Below are 19,180 nucleotides of genomic sequence, written 5' to 3'. Positions count from 1 at the left end.
CAATTTTAATTAATGGGTTACAGCTGTGGGAACTGTTGCTCTTTTTCCGATAAAAACATCTGTCATTAAAACATTTTCTGCATTTTCATTGGATATGGCGTTTTTGGCAGATTTGATTTCAATGTTATTTAAAGAAATGTTCCTAATTTTTTTGTCTGCAAATCCCTGAATTACGATTCCAGATTCTGAAGCTTTATTACAGCTAATATCCGAAAAATGTATATTTGATATATCCGACTGAAAGCCTTTTCCTTCTCCATGATAATTGGAGGTTATATAAAGACAATCTTCTACTTCATCCAATTTTATATTTTTAACAAATATATTTCTAATATATCCGCCTCGATCTGCATTGGTTTTTATATATATTCCTCTTTTGAGATAACCGGCAGTTTTACAATTTTCTACAAAAACATTTTGCACTCCAGCCGACATTTCGCTTCCAATGACTACGCCGTGAAGTCCCTTAAAATTACAATTTCTGATTACAATATTTTCACTTGGCGTTGCTGTATTAGCTCTTCCTTCGTGATCTCTTCCTGCTTTTATGGCTACATTATCATCGCCGTTATCAAAATTTACATTTTCTATTAAAACATCTTTTGCATATTCAGGATCAATTCCGTCATTATTATAATTTAAAGATTTATAACTTATTCCACGCACTGTAATACTTTGAGATTTTAGAAGATGAAGACACCAAAATGGTGAATTTTCGATTCTGATATTCTCTACCAATATATTTTTACAATTGAAAAACTGAATCATCTGCGGGCGTAAAAAATAACCTTCTCCAAACTTCCTGTCTTTAATTGGTACGCTGTTATGATTCATGTCACGGCTCAGATTTTTTCCTGTATTCTCTTTTGTTTTAAAACTTTTCCAGGTTTTTCCTCCTTCTCCATCTATGATTCCTTCTCCCGTAATGGCAATATTGTTGCATTCGTAAGCATAAATAAGCGGACTATAGTTATAGAGCATTGTTCCTTCCCAGCTTGTTAAAACCATTGGAAGATAATCCTGCGGATTGTCGCTGAATTTTATTTTTGCTCCTTTTTCTATTTTAAGATTTACATTACTGACAAAATGAATCGGGCCGTTGATCTTATAAATTCCTTTTGGAACAATAATAGTTCCTCCGTTATTCTTTTTGCACAATGCCATCGCTTTGTCAAATGCTTTCTTATTATCGCTTAAAGAATCTCCTTTTGCGCCAAGTTTTACTACATTAATCTGATAAGATGGGATTACCGGAAGCTGAATCCTTTTTACAATCGAATCTGCTTTTGCGCTTGGAAACTGATTGTGCTGCGCAAATGCGACACAAGAAAACAATAAAAAAATAAGTGATCTGAAATTCATAATTTTAAAATTTACGGCAAATACCAATTTTTTATTTTATCCTGAAGAATATTTTCTATCGTATACTTTGCTGCTTCTTTCTTAGTAAGCTGATGGGACCATGCAACTCTTTTAACGGGTTGAAAACCTTCTCCTTTACAATTATATTCAGCATAAAAGCTATTTTTTTCTGCATCTGGCTTAGACCAGTTTTCCCAGCCTTCGGGTTTTATCTGTTTGCCCATTTCGCAATTAATGAAAACGGTTTTAGCATAAATACGCCAAGGTCTGCCGAGGTAAACTTCTTTTGCATCAGGATTCGCAGTTAGTTTACAATCTTTAAAAACAAATCCGAAATCAGTTCCCTGCGGAGTTGAAGCTGCTGTAACGTACGAGCTTTTTATGCTGTGAATAATGCAGTTTTCAAATAAAGCCGTGGCACTGCCAAAAATAAAGTCTGTGGTGCCTTCAATATAACAATCTTTAAAAAACTGCTTTGCTTCTTTGCCCGATAAATATAAAGTATCCTGATTTCCTAAAAGATTACAATTTGAAATTTTAGCGCGATTTGCTGTCAAAGACAATGCAACACCCTGTCCTCGATCTCCAGAAGCATTTTTAATGGTTAAATTTAATGCCGAAAAATCATCGCCTTCTGCTAAAACCGTATAGGTATAAAAAGTACTGTTTCTTCCTAAATTGATTTTAGAAAAATTATCGTCAAAAGTAATGATCGTATTTTCTTTGCTTTCACCTTTCAAAACTACATTGGTGTTCCATTCCGGAATGCGGACTTTTTCATTGTAAGTTCCGTTTTTTACATAGATTGTAACTTTTTCATAAGGAAATCCCGGACATGCATAAACTGCATCCTGAATTTTTGTAAAATCTCCAGAACCATCTTGCGCAACCGTAATTAAAGTCACATTTTTTTTATCTGCAGCGCCGACTTTTGTTCCGTTTTTAACTGCCCAATCCGGAAATTTTTTTAAAACTTCTTTTGGTGCGTCGGTATACCATGAATAGCCATTTCGCCTTTCTGAGCCAATTTGATCGATTGATGTTTTTCTAATTCCGTCACGATCACAAAAGAAAGGTTCGTTTGTATCCAGATCCATAAATCTAGCCCAGATTGGAGTTGCATTTGCTGTAGGAATCATTTTTTTGTCTGTTATTTTCCCCGCATCATTTAGAACTCTCTTTTCTTCTAGATTTGTGATTTTCGTTTTTTCGAACCATGCTGCTGCGCTTTTTACTGCTGTAACAATTTCTGGCGAAGGTTTTTCTACGGCCATTAAAAGCAATACTATTTTTACTGATTCATAACCGCTCAGCGAAGCCAGCTCAAAAGCTCTCGCATTTGCTGGTGCAAAGGTAACTTCGTCATGCTGTGCACACCACGCTGTTAAAACTCCGTTTTGTTTGTATTGTGTTTTTAAGATACATTCTACACCTTTGTCAAAAGCCTTTTTACATTTTTCTACAATTTCTTTAGAAGGTTTTATGCTGTAATAATCGCTTTCGTAACCTAGAGCTTTTATAACATTCATAATATTTACCATCGAATCGTCATTGTAGGTAATATGTGTGTAATATCCTTTTTTTAGAGGATAAAACTGAGGCCAGCCACCATTTGCATATTGTGCTTCCAATAAATAATTCAATCCTTTCAAAAAAGATTCCTTATAACGCTCGTCTTTAACCTGCGCGTACATTTTAGACATAAAAAGCATTTCCTGGCAAGTTGCACCGTTGTCTGTAGTAGTTTCAACAGCGGTTTTTTTCAGTGCAGTTAAATCCTTTTTTTGCTGTTCTGTAAGTTCTTGCTGCATTTGGATATTCTTTGGCCAGCCGCCAATATCTCTTTGATACAGTAAAACATTCTCAGCTGTCTTTTTAGCTTCTGGCGTACCAAACCAAGACGGATCACTTTTACGAATTATATCAGGCCAGTTTTTATACGTATTTTGTGCGTTTAAGACCAAACTCAAACAACACATTATCAGTAAAACGAATCTTTTTAAAATCATCCTCTATATCTTATTTCGTTATTCTAAACCAGTCTACTGCTGCATTGCCAGAATCATTGGTTACTTTTTCGCTCAACGCAAAAAGTCCTACTTTAGCCCCAATCCATTTTCCTTCCGTCGATGTAAAATCATTACCAACAGATTGATAATCCTGATCGTCTGTACTGTAATAGAAACTGCAGATGCCGCCTTTTTTAACTTTAACTCTCAAATAAATAGTATTATTTTCTACAAGTACAGGTTTAGTTTCTGTTTCTGAAACTGTTTTATTAAAAGTTCCTGTTTTTTGATTCAAATACAATTTTCCGTTATCATTTTTAAAACATAAATAACTGTAATCTAACCCCATAATAATCAATCCGGTAGATTCTCCGTTTAGTCTTGCATTAAATGTTATTTTGGTTGTAGCGGTAAACTCTTCGGCGGGGAATTTCTGAAGCAGTAAATTTGGTGCTTCAAAGATTTTTTTACTGTCTTTAATAGTTGTCTGGCAATAAAGATTTAGATATCCTAAACTTGTTGGAAAACCCCAGTTAATTTGTTTATTGGCTTGCCACTGCCATTGTAATCCTAATTTTGGTAAATTGAATTCATCTGATTCTGCCGGCACTTCAATTGGATATTTTTTGCCAACGTTTGGTTTTTTATAAGTTGTTACTGGTTCTCCAATTCCGTTTTTATCAAAATCCTGCCCCATTACAGGCCAGTCATTTTCCCATTTCATTGGTTGCAAATGTACAATTCGTCCGTAAGCTCCTTTATCCTGAAAATGTATAAACCAATCTTCTCCTGTTTGTGTAGTAACCCACGCCCCTTGATGCGGTCCGTTTACAGTGGTGGATCCCTGTTCTAAAACTTTCTTTTTTTCGTAGGGACCAAAAATATTCTTAGATCTTAAAATAGTCTGCCAACCGGTTGGAACTCCGCCAGCTGGAGCAAAAATATAATAGTAATTGTTTCTCTTATAAAACTTTGGCCCTTCAATAGTTCCTTCTCCCTCATGACCCTCAATTACCATCACTTCGTCGTTGTTTACAATTGTTCCTTCAGGATTCATTGTACAAACCACTATTAAGCTTTTAATCTGTGCGCGGCTTCCTGCAAAGGCGTGAACTAAATACGCTTTTCCGTCATTATCCCAAAGCGGACTTGGGTCAATAAGACCTACTCCTGCTTTTACCAAAAGCGGTTCAGACCACGGTCCTTCGGTCTGTTTGGCTTTTATCATATAAATTCCAAAATCTGGGTCTGGGTAATAGATGTAAAATTCTTTATTGTGATAAGTAATGCATGGCGCCCAGACTCCGTTTCCGTGCTGTACTTTATTATAGGTTTCAAAAGGCGGTTGTTTGGTTAAGGCATGACCTATTAATTTCCAGTTAACCAAATCCTTAGAGTGAAGTATTGGAAGTCCCGGAATGCAATTAAAAGAAGATGCAGTCATATAATAATCATCGCCTACGCGAACGACATCCGGATCTGAATAATCGGCATGAAGAATCGGATTTGTATAAGTTCCGTCGCCATTATCAGATACTCTAACTTGTGCAATATTCTTCTGAAAAGAAAAAATTGAAAGAAGAAAAAAGATGATTTTTATGTTTTTCATTTTGCAGACAATTTCTTTTTTAATTAAACCCGACAGGTTTTTTACTATTGGTTTCTTCTCTTGGAGAAGACGTAACAGGTTTTAAAAACCTGTTACGTCTACCAAAAAATTATCTATTCAATTCTATAGCAGCCAAAATAAAGGGTCCGGTTGCTTTAGGATCGTTGTCTTTTTTTCTTTCGTTTACGTAATATTCGTAAGTACCATCACGATATGGAGTTCCTCCCAAACCTGCAACCTGACAGCAGTTTGTTAAGGTAATACCTCCATCTTCGTCTACTTTTTTAATTAAAACTTTAGTCAAACCGTCAAAAGCTTTATTGGCTAGTTTTTTATATTTTGCCGGCAGATAACCTTTATTAGCTCCTTTTGCAAAAGCATAAGCAAACATAGATGATCCAGACGCTTCAAGGTAATTACCTTTTTGCCCGCCTTTGTCTGTAACTTGATACCACAAACCAGATTTATCCTGAAACTTGGCCAAAGCGCCACACGCATTATTCAGATATTTAACCAATTCCTTTTGTTTTGGATGATCTTTCGGCATGTAATCTAATACATCAACCAATGCCATAACGTACCATCCTAAAGCTCTTGACCAGAAATTTGGCGAATTTCCTGTTTCTTTATTAGCCCAAGGCATTTTTTTACTTTCATCCCAGCCGTGATATAATAATCCTGTTTTAGGATCTGTTGCATGAAGCTGAATTAACTCAAACTGTTTTGCAATATCATCAAAGCTTTTTCCGTTTTCATATGTAAGTGTATATTGTGCATAAAATGGTTCGCCCATATATAAACCGTCCAGCCACATTTGGTCTGGGTAAATTTGTTTATGCCAGAATCCGCCGCTTGCTGTACGAGGCTGTTCTAAAAGCTGTTTGCGTACCAACTGCAATGCTTTTAAATATTTTTCTTGTTTACTAGAATCATAAATTTCAAAAAGCAAACGTCCCGGCACCACCAAATCGATATTGTATTTATCAAATTCGTATGTTTTTATAGATCCGTCTTCCTGAACCAATTCATCTACATAACCTCTTATGTAATTTTTATATCTGGCATCTGGATTTTTTTTGTACAATTCTTCAAATGAATGCAGTACTAATGCATGAACATAATCCCATTTTGGCTTTTTAGAATCGTCGATCATATATGCTTCAGGATGACGTTTCATCAATGTTAAAGCCATTTTATCTGACCATTTTAAATCTTTAGAAATAACTAAATCTTTGTTTGAAGGCGTTTGCGAAGTCACTTTACAACTTGCAAAGAACATTGTACAAATCAATAAAACCGACATAAAATACCCTTGCTTTCTACTATTTTTCATTTCAAAATATATTTAAATTCTACTATTTTTCTAATTCAAGTGCCGCTAAAATAAAAGGTCCTAATCCGTGTGAGTTGTCTACTTTTATTTTTTCGCTTATATAATATTCGTAAGAACCATCGCGATAAGGGTTTCCTCCTAATCCAGCGCTGGCGCAAACTTGTGTGATATGAATTTCTCCATCAGGATCAACGGTGATGAGTTTTTTTGTTATTCCATCAAAACCTTTAAAAGCCAGTTTTTTATAACTCTTTGGTAAATATCCTTTGTTTACTCCTTTTGCAAAAGCATAAACAAACATTTCAGATCCTGAAGCTTCTAAATAATTTCCTTTTTTACTTCCTGCATCGGTAACCTGATACCATAATCCGGAAGTATCCTGATATTTCGCCACAGCTTTTGAGATATCGTTTAGATACTGAATTAATTCCTTGCGTTTAGGATGATCTTTTGGCATATAGTCTAAAACATCAACAAGTGCCATCATATACCAGCCTATAGAACGCGACCAAAAATTTGGTGAAGTTCCAGTTTCTTTATTGGCCCAATCCATCTTTTTACTTTCGTCCCAAGCGTGAAAAAGTAAGCCTGTTTTCTGATCTAAAGTATGAAGATGAACCTGCTCAAATTGTTTTGCAATGTCATCAAAATCTTTTCCGTTTTCAAACTCTGAGCTATATTGAGCATAAAACGGTGCACCCATATACAGACCGTCGAGCCACATTTGGTATGGATAAATCTTTTTATGCCAAAATCCGCCGGAATTGGTTCTTGGATGCGTTTTTAATTGTTCTCTAAGTGTTTTTAATGCAGTAAGATAACGATTATCTTTGGTGTCTTTATAGAGATCAAAAAGTATTTTTCCGGCATTAATATTATCGATGTTATAGTCTTCTAATTTGTAATTTAGAATTTCACCAGAAGGATTAATAACCGATTCTGCATATTGTTTTGCATAGTCAAAGTAAATTGGATTATTTGTTTTTTTAGAAAGCTTTTCAAAAGAAAGCATAGCAAGTCCTAGTTTATAATCCCATTTTGTCTTTTCGTTATTATCAATCTGCCAAGGCTTTGGAGCACGTTTCATTATAGAAAGTGCCATTCTCTCTGACCATTTTAAATCTTTGGAAATTACCGCAGCTTTTGAATTTTCTTGTGCCAAAATACTATTGTATGAAAACAATAGGGCACAAACAATCGCGATAGCAAAAAAATCTCTCTTTTTATAGTTTCTCATAGTAAAGATTTTAATTGTTATTTATTTAATTCTATTGCTGCCAGCAAAAATGCTCCAAATCCAACTGCACCATTTTCTTTTGTTTTTGCAGTCAGATAATAATCATTTGTACCGTCTCTAAAAGGTTTTCCGCCTAATCCAACATTCGACGAAACGTCCAGTATATTTACTTCCCCTTTTTTATCCACTTTTACAAATTGTTTTACAAAACTGTCAAAAGATTTTTTTGCCGCAGCTTTATAACTTGATGACAGATAACCTTTGTCTGCACCTTTTGCAAAAGCATAAATAATCATGGCTGACGCAGATGGTTCTTCGTAATTTCTATACAACTCTGGTTTATCTGCAATCTGGTACCACAAACCAGACTGACTTTTGTACTGATCTACACTTTTAGAAATCTGATTCAAATATTCTACCAAAACTTTACGTTTAGGGTGAGATTTTGGAAAATAATCTAATGTTTCTACCAGCGCCAGCATATACCAGCCAATACCGCGTCCCCAAATTGTAGGCGATGTACCGGTTTGTTTATCTGCCCACGCAATTTCTTTGCTTTCGTCCCAAGCCTGATAAACCAATCCTGTTTTTTTATCTACAATATGATTTTGAACTAACTCAAATTGTCTGGCGATATCGTCAAGGTTTTTCCCTTTTTCATACTTTACAGTAAATTGTGTGTAAAAAGGCTCGCCCATATACAATCCGTCTATCCACATTTGGTTTGGATAAATTTGTTTGTGCCAAAATCCGCCGCTTGGTGTTCTTGGTTGGTTTTGCAATTGATTTCGCAGCTGTCCAATTACTTTTTGATAGCGCGAATCTTTTGTAATATCATACAGATTAAACAACAGTTTGCCCGGATTTAAATAATCTATATTATATTCTTTTTCATCATATTTTTTAAGATTTCCGGTACTGTCGATCATTTCATCAGCATACTCTTTTATGTAGTTAAGGTATTTTTTATCTTTTGTATTTGCATATAATCTTTCAAAACCAGACAAAACAAGCCCCATTTTATAATCCCATTTGGGTTTGTCATTTCCGTCAAGCTGCCATGCTTTTGGATATTTACTTAAAATAGAAAGAGCGGTTCTTTCTGACCACTTCAATTGATAGGAAATAACCGTATTGTCTTGCTCAGCCTGATTCTGCGCCATTGTCTTACAACCAAAAACAAGCAGTAAAACAACAGTAGTCTTAAGAAAATTTATCTTCATGGAAACAAAATTTTGCATATGCTTATTTATATTGATTATTTAAAAATTTTATCTAAAAATCGTGTGGTGTAAAGCGCTGTTTCGCTGAACCATGGTTCAAAAAACCAAAATGAATGCGGCGAATCTTTTATGGTCTGAACTTCGCTGTAAATTTTGTATTCATTTAAAATCGAAATCATATCATCTCTTCCTGCATGAAATCTGTCAATGCTGCTGCAGATGAATAATATTGGGGGCGTATTTTTATTAGTATGGCTTAAAGCCGATGCGTTTTTCCAGTTTTCTGGTTTTTCATCTGATTTTCCGCCCAGCCAAAAAGCCGCCATATCTCCTTCTGATGATTCCTTATGTTTAAAAGCTAAAACGCCGTCTATATCAATAATTGCCTGTACTTTTGAAGTAGATTTACTTTTATTTAATTGATCTTCAAAAGCTTTATCTTCATTTGTTGTACCAATCAAAGCTGCCATTTGACCTCCCGAAGAACATCCTAAAACCGCAATTTTGTCTGGATCTACATTGAATTTCTTAGCATTATCTTTTATAAATTTTATCGCATTTTTTACATCATAAATCCCTTCCGGATATTTTGCTTCGAGCGATAATCTGTATTCTATTGCAAAACAAGAATATCCTTTTGAAGCTATTTCCTGCCCTAAAGCCTGCATGCTGTTTTTATTTCCCGATCTCCAACCGCCGCCATGAATCATGATTACTGCGGGATTTCGTTTCTTATTTTTGTTGATGAAAGCATCTAAATGTAAAATTCTTCCTTTTTGCTGCTGATACACTATATCATTCTGCTGCTCGACAGCTGCAGTATTTTGTCTCTCGGCAACAGTTATAAAGGGATATTTTTTTACCAGTTTGGCATAAGTACTTTTAATTGTGTAGGATGTATCTACAGCATATTGGCTTTGAACCATTAGACTTTGAAAAAACAATACTAAAATTAACAGCCCTTTCTGCATTTTTTACTTTTTAATTTTTAGTTAAGAAAGGAGTCTGACAAATGCCCGACTCCTTTTTAACTTCTTCAAAAAACAATCTCTCAAAAAAATTGAAAATTACTAATAACCAGGATTTTGAGGAAAATCTTTATTTTGATTTAAATCTAAAGCTGTTTGTGGAATTGGTCTTAAAATTTTAAGCTTACCGTCTACTCCAACAAAATTAGCCTGTTTAATTTTATAGTTATATGCTGAAGCTCTTGCAACAAGTGTTCCAGTACGTTTCAAATCAAACCAACGGTGGTATTCTCCCAATAACTCTCTACCTCTTTCGTCTAGTATATAATCGATATTAAATTGGGCAAGAGTTGCATTTGCTACGCCTGCTCTTCTTCTTACTTCGTTTAAACGATCTAAACCAGTTGTTGGTACTCCTGCTTTTAAATACGCTTCTGCTGCTACAAGATAAGTTTCTCCAAGACGCGATAAAATAATATCTCTTGTGCTTACAGCTCCTGTGCTTGATGGCGTTGTTGGATCTGGATCATCAAATTTCTTTACCGGAATTGTATAACAGTCTAAGTTTTTGATAAGCGTATGTTCTGCAGAATATTCTCCCCATGGGTGATAAACAAATGTCGAAGATAATCTAGATGCATTTGCAGCCAGCCAAGTAGTTTTATCTGCTGGTGTAAACCATTTTGGCTCATAAAAATGTCTTACTTTTAAGGAACTTGGATTTGAACTTCTGTAATAAGGATAGTATAAAATTGTTTTAGTAACTCCGTTTGTGGTTTCAGGACCTTCCAGAATTTCTGTCATAAAAGTAGCTTCCCATCTTTTATCTCCTTTTTCATATAAACCTAAGGCATAACCTGTTGGACATAAATTATAACTTCTTAAAGGTGCTCCAGTTTCAGCTCCTCCTAAATAAGAACTAAAATAGTAAAACTGATTATTACCAAGTTTTGTAGGATCTGTACTTGTAGAGGCTTTATCGTACTGAACAGAAAAGATTGTTTCTACATTCAAATCGTTTCCTGGTTTGAATAACTGATCAAAAGCTACATTTAAAGCTTGTCCTGCGATAGCGGCATCTGCATAAGCTGCGGCTTTAGAAAAATCATCACTTTTACCAAAAGTTTCGTATCCTCTTGTTAAGTAAACTTTTGCCAATAAATCGTTTACGGCTCTTTTGTTTACTCTTCCTGCTGTTGCATAGGCAGTTGTACCAACACTTGCTAAAGCAGCATCAAGATCTGAAATGATTTGTGTATAAACTTCCTCAGCAGTATTTCTTGTAAATGATAAAGCAGGTGTGGTAATATTGTCTAAAACAATTGGAACTCCTCCATAAGTCTGCACTAATAAGAAATATGCATTTGCTCTTAAAAATTTTGACTCCCCTACTTGTGCATTTAAACTTGTAGTCTGTTCTGTAAGTCCTGCATAATATACTGCTTTATTTACAGATTGAATCTCCTGATAACATGAACTGTATAATTCTTCTACGTTTGATGAAGATGGAATTAATAAGGTGTATTGGCTTAAACCTGCAGGTTCCGGCGTTCTTCCTTCTGCATACATATCTGTACCGGAGCAGAACAACCACGGATTTCCTCCGTAGATTTTTTTAAGCCACGCATAGTTTGTATTTATTAATAACTGATATCCAGATGCTGTTTTGTATGTTGCGTCAGCAGGAACATTAGATAGACTTTCTTCTTCGATATAATTACTGCAAGAACTTAAAGCAGTAACAACGATTCCTAAAATTAATATTATTTTTTTCATTTGATATCTTTATTAAAATTTAACACTTAATCCCAATTGCGTTGTAACAGATGCCGGACGGTTAATACCAAACTTGGCATTTGCCCATTCAGGATCATATCCATCGAAATTTGTAAATACAAAAGGGTCTAACACATTTACAAAAATTCTGAAATTACTAATTTTTAGTTTTTTCAGTAAATCTGAATTTAAAGTATAACCTAAAGATATATTTTTGATTTTTACATAAGAAACATCTCTGTAATAAGCAAAATTAGAGGTCCAATAAGCACCGGCACCTGTAGCTACAGGACCTGGTCTCGGGTTGGTATTATTAGCATTTGCTTCGATACCAGTTCCGTTTGTTGGGATAAAGTAATCTATTGCCAATTTTTGACGGCCTCTGTCACTTACGTCTGCAAAGTTTTGGTGAAAAGTACTCAACACTGTTTGACCTTGGCTTGTAAGAACTGAAAAATTAAAATCAAACTGTCCTACATTCAATTTAGAATAAAAACTTCCCTGCCATTCCGGATTCGGATTACCAATTACTGTTCTGTCATCTGTATTAAATTTACCATCGCCGTTTAGATCTTTTGGTTTTGCCTGACCTGGCGCCATTCCATAAGAAGCCGCTTGTGCTGCCTGGCTTTCCTGCCAAACTCCATCATAAACATAATTATAATTTACATTTAAAGGAGATCCAAGAATTAATCCGTTTCCTATATCACTTACTTTATCCTGATTGTAAATTGACTCTAATTTGTTAACGTTTTTAGTAAATGTAAACGTCGTTTCCCACGTTATGTTTTTAGTTTTAATATTTTTAGTTGTCAATAAAACCTCAATACCTTTGTTACTAACAGATCCAACATTTGAGAATGTATTTTTCCAGCCTGTCTCAAGCGGTAATTGCTGTTTGTAAATTAACTTATCTGATAATCTGTCGTAAACGTCTACAGATCCTGTAATTCTGTTATTTAAAAAACCATAATCAAGACCTAAATTTATCTCTCTTGTTTTTTCCCAAGTTAAATCTTGATTGGCTAAATTTTCAGACTGCCATCCTGAAACTACATTTGCTCCATTTGCATAAAAAGTCTGCTGGTTTAATAAAGCCTGAGAAGTGTAAGGAGCCACGTTATCATTTCCTGTATATCCTAAACTCGCTCTTAATTTTAAGTCAGAAACTACAGAACTTCCTGCTAAGAAAGATTCTTTGCTGATTTTCCATCCTAAAGCAACAGAAGGGAAACTCTGCCATTTATTCTCTTTTGACAATACAGATGAACCATCCCATCTGTTAGAAGCAGTCAATAAATATTTATCTTTAAAGGTATAGTTTAAACGAACAGCATAAGAGCTCAACGAATTTTTTAGATACCCTGAATTAATATTATAACTTGTCTGAACTCCTGAACCCAAATTATTAGATCCTACATCAAAAGGCTGATTATTAGAATATAAATAAGACGTCTCATCTGTATTTGAATACAAACTTTGCAGCAATAAAAGACTAAAATCATGCACCTCGCTAAAAGTGTGTTTTAAATCTACCTGATTGTCCCACGTATAATTAAAATTATTATAATTTTTAATCGATGCAGAATTTTTTCCGTTTAAAGTAACACCCGCATTAGATTGTGCCCCATAAGCTGTACTTGTAACTGTATTTTCTATTCCGGCTGCAAATGTTGTTTTAAAAGTCATCCATTTAAGAGGCTGATATTGAAAATAAACATTTCCAACTGTCTGCCATGTTTTTTCTGTCTGAGAAGAATTTGCAATTTCCATTAACGGATTCACAGCACTTGTTTTATTAATTGCCCAAGAACCATCAGGATAAGTCAGTTTTCCAGGAAGGAAAAATAGCGTGCCAACTTTTTCGTTTCCAGCTGCATCAACAGCCCAAGGCGACATAAGCGGACTTAATCTAAAAGCATCCTGCATAGCTAAATCACTTCCTAATTCGGTGTCAATTCTTGCTACTGTGATGTTTACACCTGTAGAAAATTTATCATTAATTTTATGATTTAATCCTAGTTTAAAAGAGTATTTATCTGTTCCGTCTTTATCTATAAGTCCCTCGTCACTCTGCATTCCGATTCCTAAGTTATAGCTTAAACCAGAATCTGAACGTCCTGAAAGGTTTAAATAATTATTCTGAGTCATTCCCGGCTTAATAACAGCATCTGCCCAGTCAAAATTATAACCGCTGTTGGCTCTTGATACTAATAACGGACTTTGATTTCCTGCTAAAGCTGCAAGCTGTGCAGGAGTTTGTGTAGCTGGTGTAGCGCTCATATAAGCTACCTGATGAAATTTCCACCATTCTGCACCATTCATCATTTTAGGCATTCTTACTGCTTCTTTTGTTCCGTACGAAGAATCAAAAGTAACGTTGAATCCTGCTTTTGCACTTGTACCGCTTTTTGTTGTTACGATAATAACCCCGTTAGATCCTCTTGATCCATAAATAGCAGCAGAAGAGGCATCTTTTAAAACATCCATTCTTGCGATATCCTGCGGATTCAAAAAGTCAATACCGTCCATTGGCACACCGTCTACAACATATAATGGACTAGAACCTACTTTTGTTGCATCATTAGAATCTGCTACCAATGAGTTATTACCTCTAATAACCACTTTAAAACCGTCGCCTGCACGTCCTGAGCTAGATGAAATCTGAACCCCAGGAGTATTTCCCTGAATGGCTTCTAACGCACTGGTAGTATTTCTTTCTGTAATTGCAGCGGCACTAATAGTACTTACAGAACCCGTAAGGTCTGTCTTTTTTACAGAACCGTATCCTACAACTACAACTTCGTTTAAAGCATTAGACTGTTCTGCAAGACTTACATTTATTTTATTTTTTCCTGCAATACTAACTTCTTGTGTTTGAAAACCCAAATAGCTAATTATTAAAATAGCTTTATTATTGGTAACATTTATTTTAAAACTTCCTTCAAAATCTGTCGAAGTTCCGTTTTTAGTCCCTTTTTCCTGGATATTTACACCTGGCAGTGATAATCCGGAGGCGTCCGTGATTTTTCCTTCTATCGTATTAGACTGGGCGTTCATTGTGGTAATCGCCAGAAAATTTAGGAAAAATAAAAATACAAGATTGTATTTTATTTTTTTCGTAACTAATTGTTGAATAATCATAAGTGGTTTAATTGTTTGGTTAATTGATAGTTGTTTAATTTTTAATTGATTCTACTTTTTTGTCATTGATGTACGTATTTATAAAGTTTATGTTTTTTACGTTTTTTAATAAATAGATAGAATCTACTTTTTGAATTTTTACGTTTTTCAAAGTAATATTTTCAACTGGCGATTCTTTGTATCCCTCTGCCCAAACACTGTATTTACCACCGTTTTTGACAGTTACATTCTCTAAGCTTATATTTCTGATTGTAGGTATAAAATTTCCGGTCTGAGAGCCGTATACATTATAAAACATGTTGAGTTTCAAAACACATTCTTTTACTGTTCCAACTTCCAGGTTTCTAACGAATACATCTTCAATAATACCACCTCGTTTTGAATTCGTTTTAATACGAATGGCACGATCAAGATTCGGACTGTCCATTATGCAATTCTCTACATAAACATTGTTTACTCCCGCAGAAATTTCGCTTCCGATCACAACACCGCCGTGACCGTCGATCATTTTACAATTCTGCACAATAATATTTTTACTCGGGATTGCCACTCTTCTGCCGTCGGCATCACGTCCCGCTTTAATTGCAATACAATCGTCCCCAGTATTAAAAGTGCAGTTTCTGATTAGTATATTTTGAGAATATTCCGGATCGCAGCCGTCATTATTAGGACCGTGGCTGTTTACTGTAACTCCGTCAATAATCATATTATTTGTTTTTAATGGATGAAGAATCCAAAAAGGAGAATTTATGATTGTAACATCTTTTATTAAAACAGTATTACATTCAAAAAACTCAATAAAATTTGGACGTAAGTAACGGCCTTCTCCAAAAACTCTTTCAGATACAGGAGTTCCTTTTTCTGCCATTTCTACCAAAACTTCACGATTCTGCGGATCATTTTGAGATGGAATTCCTTTTTTCCAGCCATAGTCTTTACCTCCAGACCAAATCCACCAATTGGTTTTATCAGCCTGACCGTTAAGAATACCTTTTCCTGTTACAGCAACATTGGTTTTGTTTTTTGCATATATAAGAGGTGAGTAATTCATCACTTCTGTACCTTCCCATGAAGTATGCACTATTGGATAATCTTTTGGATTTAAACTAAAAAGAATTTCAGCGTTATCTTCAAGGTGTAGATTTACATTACTTTCTAAATGAATTGGTCCGGTCAGGTATTTCCCGTTTGGAACCAAAACTTTTCCGCCTCCATTTGCAGCACATTCCTTAATTGCTTTTTCAAAAGCATTTGTATTTAAAGTTTTGCCATCGGCAACAGCACCAAAATCATTGATATTATATGTTTTGTTTATAAAGTGCGTTTCAGGAATACTTTTTATAACTAATTCCATTCTTTTCCATGGATCTGTTTCAGAAACAACAGTCGTTTGTTTTGCACAGGACAAAATCATAAGGCTAATTGCAATAAAACAAACAGCCGATTTAAGCGATATAACTTTATCTATAATCATTTGTGCAGTATATTCAGATTTATAAACGAAAAAATCAATTAAGATGTAATCGATTACACGAAAATAGATAAATTGTTCTAATGCACCAAATTTATTTAGAAAAAAAATGTATATTTAATTTTTATTACAATTTATAATTACATTTAATGCAAAAAAAGACATAATTTATTATCATTGTAGAACTGAAAACGTTTTAGTTACAGTTATTGGTAATCGATAACATTTTATATTTGATATATAAAAAAAATGTATTTTTGTCTAGAATTAATCCGAAAACCTATTTTTTAAATGAGCGAAAAAATAACCATTTATGATATTGCCGAAAAACTAAATATCACCGCTGCAACTGTTTCTAGGGCGTTAAACAACAATCCTAAGATTAAAGAAAGTACACGCGAGCTGGTTATCAAAACTGCTGCCGCCATGAATTACAAGCAGAATAAATTGGCTTTAGCTCTTAAAAGCGGACGCAGTAATAATATCGGAGTAATTGTTCCTCGTATAGACAGCAACTTTTTTGCTTCTGTAATTAGAGGCATAGAAGAAGAACTTCATCCTCATGGTTATCAAGTAATTATCTGCCAGACACACGAGAGTCCTAAAAGAGAAAATGAAAATCTGCACACTTTAATAGACGCTCAGGTAGACGGTATTATGATGTCTGTAACCGATGTTACCGACGAAAATAATAGTGCTTTTCAATATGTGTTAAACAAAAATGTACCGCTTATATTTTTTGACAGAAGTAAACATATTGAAGGGGTCAGCTCCGTTACAATCAACGATTTTAAAGGCGGCTATATAGCAACAAAACATTTAATAGACGAAGGATGTAAATCTATTGCGCACTTTTCGGGAGATCAGTCCTTAGAAATTTTTAAAAATAGATTTTTAGGTTACAAGCAGGCTTTGCTGGATAACGGAATGACATTTAAAGAAGAATATGTTATTCGCACCAGAAGTAGTGTAGATGCAGGAAAAGAAGCAATAAATATTTTATTAAGACTTGAAACACCGCCGGATGCGATATTTTCATCTAGCGATTTTGCTGCCTTAGGAGCGATTCAGGAGTTGAAGGACAAAAACATAAACATCCCGAAAGAGTTTTGCGTAGCAGGTTTTAGTAACGAACCTTTTACTAAATTCATGGAATTATCGATTACTTCTGTAGATCAGTCTCCGCTTGAAATGGGAAAAATGTCTGCACGTGTGTTCTTAGAGCAAGTTGATAAAACTGAAACTATCAAAATCGAAAAAAAGGTAGTTCTCGCGCCAGAATTACACATTCGTAAATCATCTTCAAGAACTACCTTTTAATTTTTATAACCATATAAGTGATTTAAGTTCATCTTAGCTTTGTGCTTTATATCAAAACTTAGTATAACTTATATGGTAAAATCTTATTTTTTTATAGAGATACTCCTCTTTTCCAAGGAATAAAATCATTTTGATTTAAGATTGCTGCTTTGGTCTTAATAGTACCGCTGGCAACATCAATGATAAACTCTAACATTTCGTCTGCCATCTCGTTAATTGATTTTTCTCCAGTAATAATTCCACCAGTATCAATATCAATAATATCAGACATTTTATTTGCTAATTGAGTGTTTGATGAAATTTTTACAACTGGCGCAATAGGATTTCCTGTCGGAGTTCCCAAACCTGTTGTAAACAATACCATATTCGCTCCGGAACCCACCATTGCAGTAGTACATTCTACGTCATTTCCTGGCGTACATAACAATGTAAAGCCTGGTTCATTAATATATTCTCCATAATCGAAAACACCTGTAATTGGTGAAGTCCCTCCTTTTTTAGCAGCACCAGCCGATTTCATTGCATCTGTAATCAAACCGTCTTTAATGTTACCTGGAGAAGGATTCATATCAAATCCTGAACCTGCATCTACAACTGTTTTTTCGTACCATTGCATTAAGTCTAAGAAACGTTTTCCATCCTTATCATCTACACAACGATTTACTAATTCCTGTTCTACTCCGCATAATTCAGGAAATTCAGAAAGAATCGTAGTTCCTCCCAAAGCAACTAAATGATCAGATAACACTCCTAATGTTGGGTTTGCAGAAATTCCAGAGAAACCATCAGAACCACCGCATTCTAATCCAATTCTTAGTTTAGATAATGGCGCCGGAGTTCTTTTAATTTCGTTTGCTTTTTTGATAGCATCAAAAGTATCTTTTACAACACTGCTAAGCATTGTTTCTATTGTTCCAATAGCCTGCTGGTCGTAAATCAAAACAGGTTTTTTACTGTTTGGATTTATAGCGTCTAATGCATCTTTAAAGATCTGAATCTGCAGGTTCTGACATCCTAAACTCAAAACTGTAGCTCCAGCCACGTTTGGATTATTTACATAACCAGCCAATAACTTAGCCAAACTGTGAGAATCCTGACGAATTCCGCCGCAACCGCCTTGGTGTGTAATAAATTTAACTTCGATATTATTAAATAAATTAGCATCATTATGAGCTGCTTCATTACCAGTACCTCCAGTTTCAGTTTTCACCAAAGAACGCAGCAATAATTGATAATCGTTTTCTTTAGGTTTCATCAATTCTTTCTCAAAAATATCTTTTAAGATTTCGATGTTTCTGTTTTCACAAAAAACTAAAGGAAAAAACAACCAAACATTCTCTGTTCCTACTTGCCCGTCTTCTCTGTGATAGCCCTGCCACGTTCTGTCTTTCCATTTATCTACATTTGGGGCATTCCAGCCAATAGTTTCTGTTTTACCAGTAACTTTATCACTTTCGTGTTTTACGTTCAAAGTAGAAAGCAATCCTCCTTTTTCGATTCTTGCACTTGCTTTTCCCACCAAAACACCATACATAATGATTCTGTCTCCTACATTAAAAGGAACCATTGCAATCTTATGTTTCATTTTTACATCAGACTCAACGGTAATTGATTCTCCTTCAAAATCAATTACTTCGCCTGCTGTAAGATTTACCAAAGCTACCGCTACATTATCAGTAGGATGAACTTTTATTAATTTTTTCTGCGTTGCCATAATTAACCTTTGTT

At 34.8% G+C, this 19,180-nt stretch carries 12 protein-coding genes; 1 reads left to right on the top strand and 11 read right to left on the bottom strand.

Annotated elements, in window-relative coordinates:
* Positions 1-9 precede the first annotated feature (9 nt).
* From B0A68_RS06410 to B0A68_RS06365, 10 genes are all read right to left on the bottom strand, one after another.
* Positions 10-1,362 (bottom strand): glycoside hydrolase family 28 protein, encoded by a 1,353-nt coding sequence (locus B0A68_RS06410; protein WP_035688953.1) that lies wholly within the window; start codon positions 1,360-1,362, stop codon positions 10-12.
* Positions 1,363-1,373: 11 nt separating this feature from the next.
* Positions 1,374-3,371: a pectate lyase gene (gene pelA, locus B0A68_RS06405; protein WP_035688952.1), complete on the bottom strand. Its 1,998-nt coding sequence runs from the start codon at positions 3,369-3,371 to the stop codon at positions 1,374-1,376.
* Positions 3,372-3,381: 10 nt separating this feature from the next.
* Complete coding sequence (locus tag B0A68_RS06400; protein ID WP_035688950.1) at positions 3,382-4,980, bottom strand: glycoside hydrolase family 43 protein; 1,599 nt, start codon at positions 4,978-4,980, stop codon at positions 3,382-3,384.
* A 109-nt stretch (positions 4,981-5,089) separates the two neighbouring features.
* Positions 5,090-6,313, bottom strand: coding sequence for a glycoside hydrolase family 88/105 protein (locus B0A68_RS06395; RefSeq protein WP_051892851.1), 1,224 nt, complete (start codon positions 6,311-6,313; stop codon positions 5,090-5,092).
* Positions 6,314-6,335: 22 nt separating this feature from the next.
* Positions 6,336-7,550, bottom strand: coding sequence for a glycoside hydrolase family 88/105 protein (locus B0A68_RS06390; protein WP_035688946.1), 1,215 nt, complete (start codon positions 7,548-7,550; stop codon positions 6,336-6,338).
* A 17-nt stretch (positions 7,551-7,567) separates the two neighbouring features.
* Positions 7,568-8,773 (bottom strand): glycoside hydrolase family 88/105 protein, encoded by a 1,206-nt coding sequence (locus B0A68_RS06385; protein ID WP_035689472.1) that lies wholly within the window; start codon positions 8,771-8,773, stop codon positions 7,568-7,570.
* A gap of 35 nt (positions 8,774-8,808) precedes the next feature.
* Positions 8,809-9,744 (bottom strand): alpha/beta hydrolase, encoded by a 936-nt coding sequence (locus B0A68_RS06380; protein WP_035688944.1) that lies wholly within the window; start codon positions 9,742-9,744, stop codon positions 8,809-8,811.
* 99 nt (positions 9,745-9,843) lie between these two features.
* A complete protein-coding gene (locus B0A68_RS06375) occupies positions 9,844-11,517 on the bottom strand; it encodes a RagB/SusD family nutrient uptake outer membrane protein (RefSeq protein WP_035688941.1) in 1,674 nt (557 codons plus the stop codon).
* A 12-nt stretch (positions 11,518-11,529) separates the two neighbouring features.
* Positions 11,530-14,661 (bottom strand): SusC/RagA family TonB-linked outer membrane protein, encoded by a 3,132-nt coding sequence (locus B0A68_RS06370; RefSeq protein ID WP_035688932.1) that lies wholly within the window; start codon positions 14,659-14,661, stop codon positions 11,530-11,532.
* 34 nt (positions 14,662-14,695) lie between these two features.
* Positions 14,696-16,135 carry a glycoside hydrolase family 28 protein gene (locus B0A68_RS06365; RefSeq protein ID WP_035688931.1) on the bottom strand — a complete coding sequence of 480 codons (1,440 nt, stop codon included), beginning with the start codon at positions 16,133-16,135 and terminating at the stop codon, positions 14,696-14,698.
* 288 nt (positions 16,136-16,423) lie between these two features.
* Here B0A68_RS06365 and B0A68_RS06360 point away from each other — a divergent pair, with 288 nt between their 5' ends.
* Complete coding sequence (locus B0A68_RS06360) at positions 16,424-17,452, top strand: LacI family DNA-binding transcriptional regulator (RefSeq protein ID WP_035688924.1); 1,029 nt, start codon at positions 16,424-16,426, stop codon at positions 17,450-17,452.
* Positions 17,453-17,543: 91 nt separating this feature from the next.
* On the opposite strand, the gene B0A68_RS06355 is transcribed toward B0A68_RS06360, so the two are convergent.
* Positions 17,544-19,166: a UxaA family hydrolase gene (locus tag B0A68_RS06355; RefSeq protein WP_035688915.1), complete on the bottom strand. Its 1,623-nt coding sequence runs from the start codon at positions 19,164-19,166 to the stop codon at positions 17,544-17,546.
* Positions 19,167-19,180 lie beyond the last annotated feature (14 nt).

The sequence above is a fragment of the Flavobacterium reichenbachii genome (assembly GCF_002217435.1).
Lineage (GTDB): Bacteria > Bacteroidota > Bacteroidia > Flavobacteriales > Flavobacteriaceae > Flavobacterium > Flavobacterium reichenbachii.
The sequence above is the reverse complement of the archived record's forward strand: the minus strand, read 5'-3'. Positions and strand labels throughout refer to the sequence as shown.

Coding starts and splice junctions, on each gene's coding strand:
- B0A68_RS06410 (WP_035688953.1), bottom strand. CDS start 1,362: ATGAATTTCAGATCACTTATTTTTTTATTGTTTTCTTGTGTCGCATTT.
- pelA (WP_035688952.1), bottom strand. CDS start 3,371: ATGATTTTAAAAAGATTCGTTTTACTGATAATGTGTTGTTTGAGTTTG.
- B0A68_RS06400 (WP_035688950.1), bottom strand. CDS start 4,980: ATGAAAAACATAAAAATCATCTTTTTTCTTCTTTCAATTTTTTCTTTT.
- B0A68_RS06395 (WP_051892851.1), bottom strand. CDS start 6,313: ATGAAAAATAGTAGAAAGCAAGGGTATTTTATGTCGGTTTTATTGATT.
- B0A68_RS06390 (WP_035688946.1), bottom strand. CDS start 7,550: ATGAGAAACTATAAAAAGAGAGATTTTTTTGCTATCGCGATTGTTTGT.
- B0A68_RS06385 (WP_035689472.1), bottom strand. CDS start 8,773: ATGAAGATAAATTTTCTTAAGACTACTGTTGTTTTACTGCTTGTTTTT.
- B0A68_RS06380 (WP_035688944.1), bottom strand. CDS start 9,744: ATGCAGAAAGGGCTGTTAATTTTAGTATTGTTTTTTCAAAGTCTAATG.
- B0A68_RS06375 (WP_035688941.1), bottom strand. CDS start 11,517: ATGAAAAAAATAATATTAATTTTAGGAATCGTTGTTACTGCTTTAAGT.
- B0A68_RS06370 (WP_035688932.1), bottom strand. CDS start 14,661: ATGATTATTCAACAATTAGTTACGAAAAAAATAAAATACAATCTTGTA.
- B0A68_RS06365 (WP_035688931.1), bottom strand. CDS start 16,135: ATGATTATAGATAAAGTTATATCGCTTAAATCGGCTGTTTGTTTTATT.
- B0A68_RS06360 (WP_035688924.1), top strand. CDS start 16,424: ATGAGCGAAAAAATAACCATTTATGATATTGCCGAAAAACTAAATATC.
- B0A68_RS06355 (WP_035688915.1), bottom strand. CDS start 19,166: ATGGCAACGCAGAAAAAATTAATAAAAGTTCATCCTACTGATAATGTA.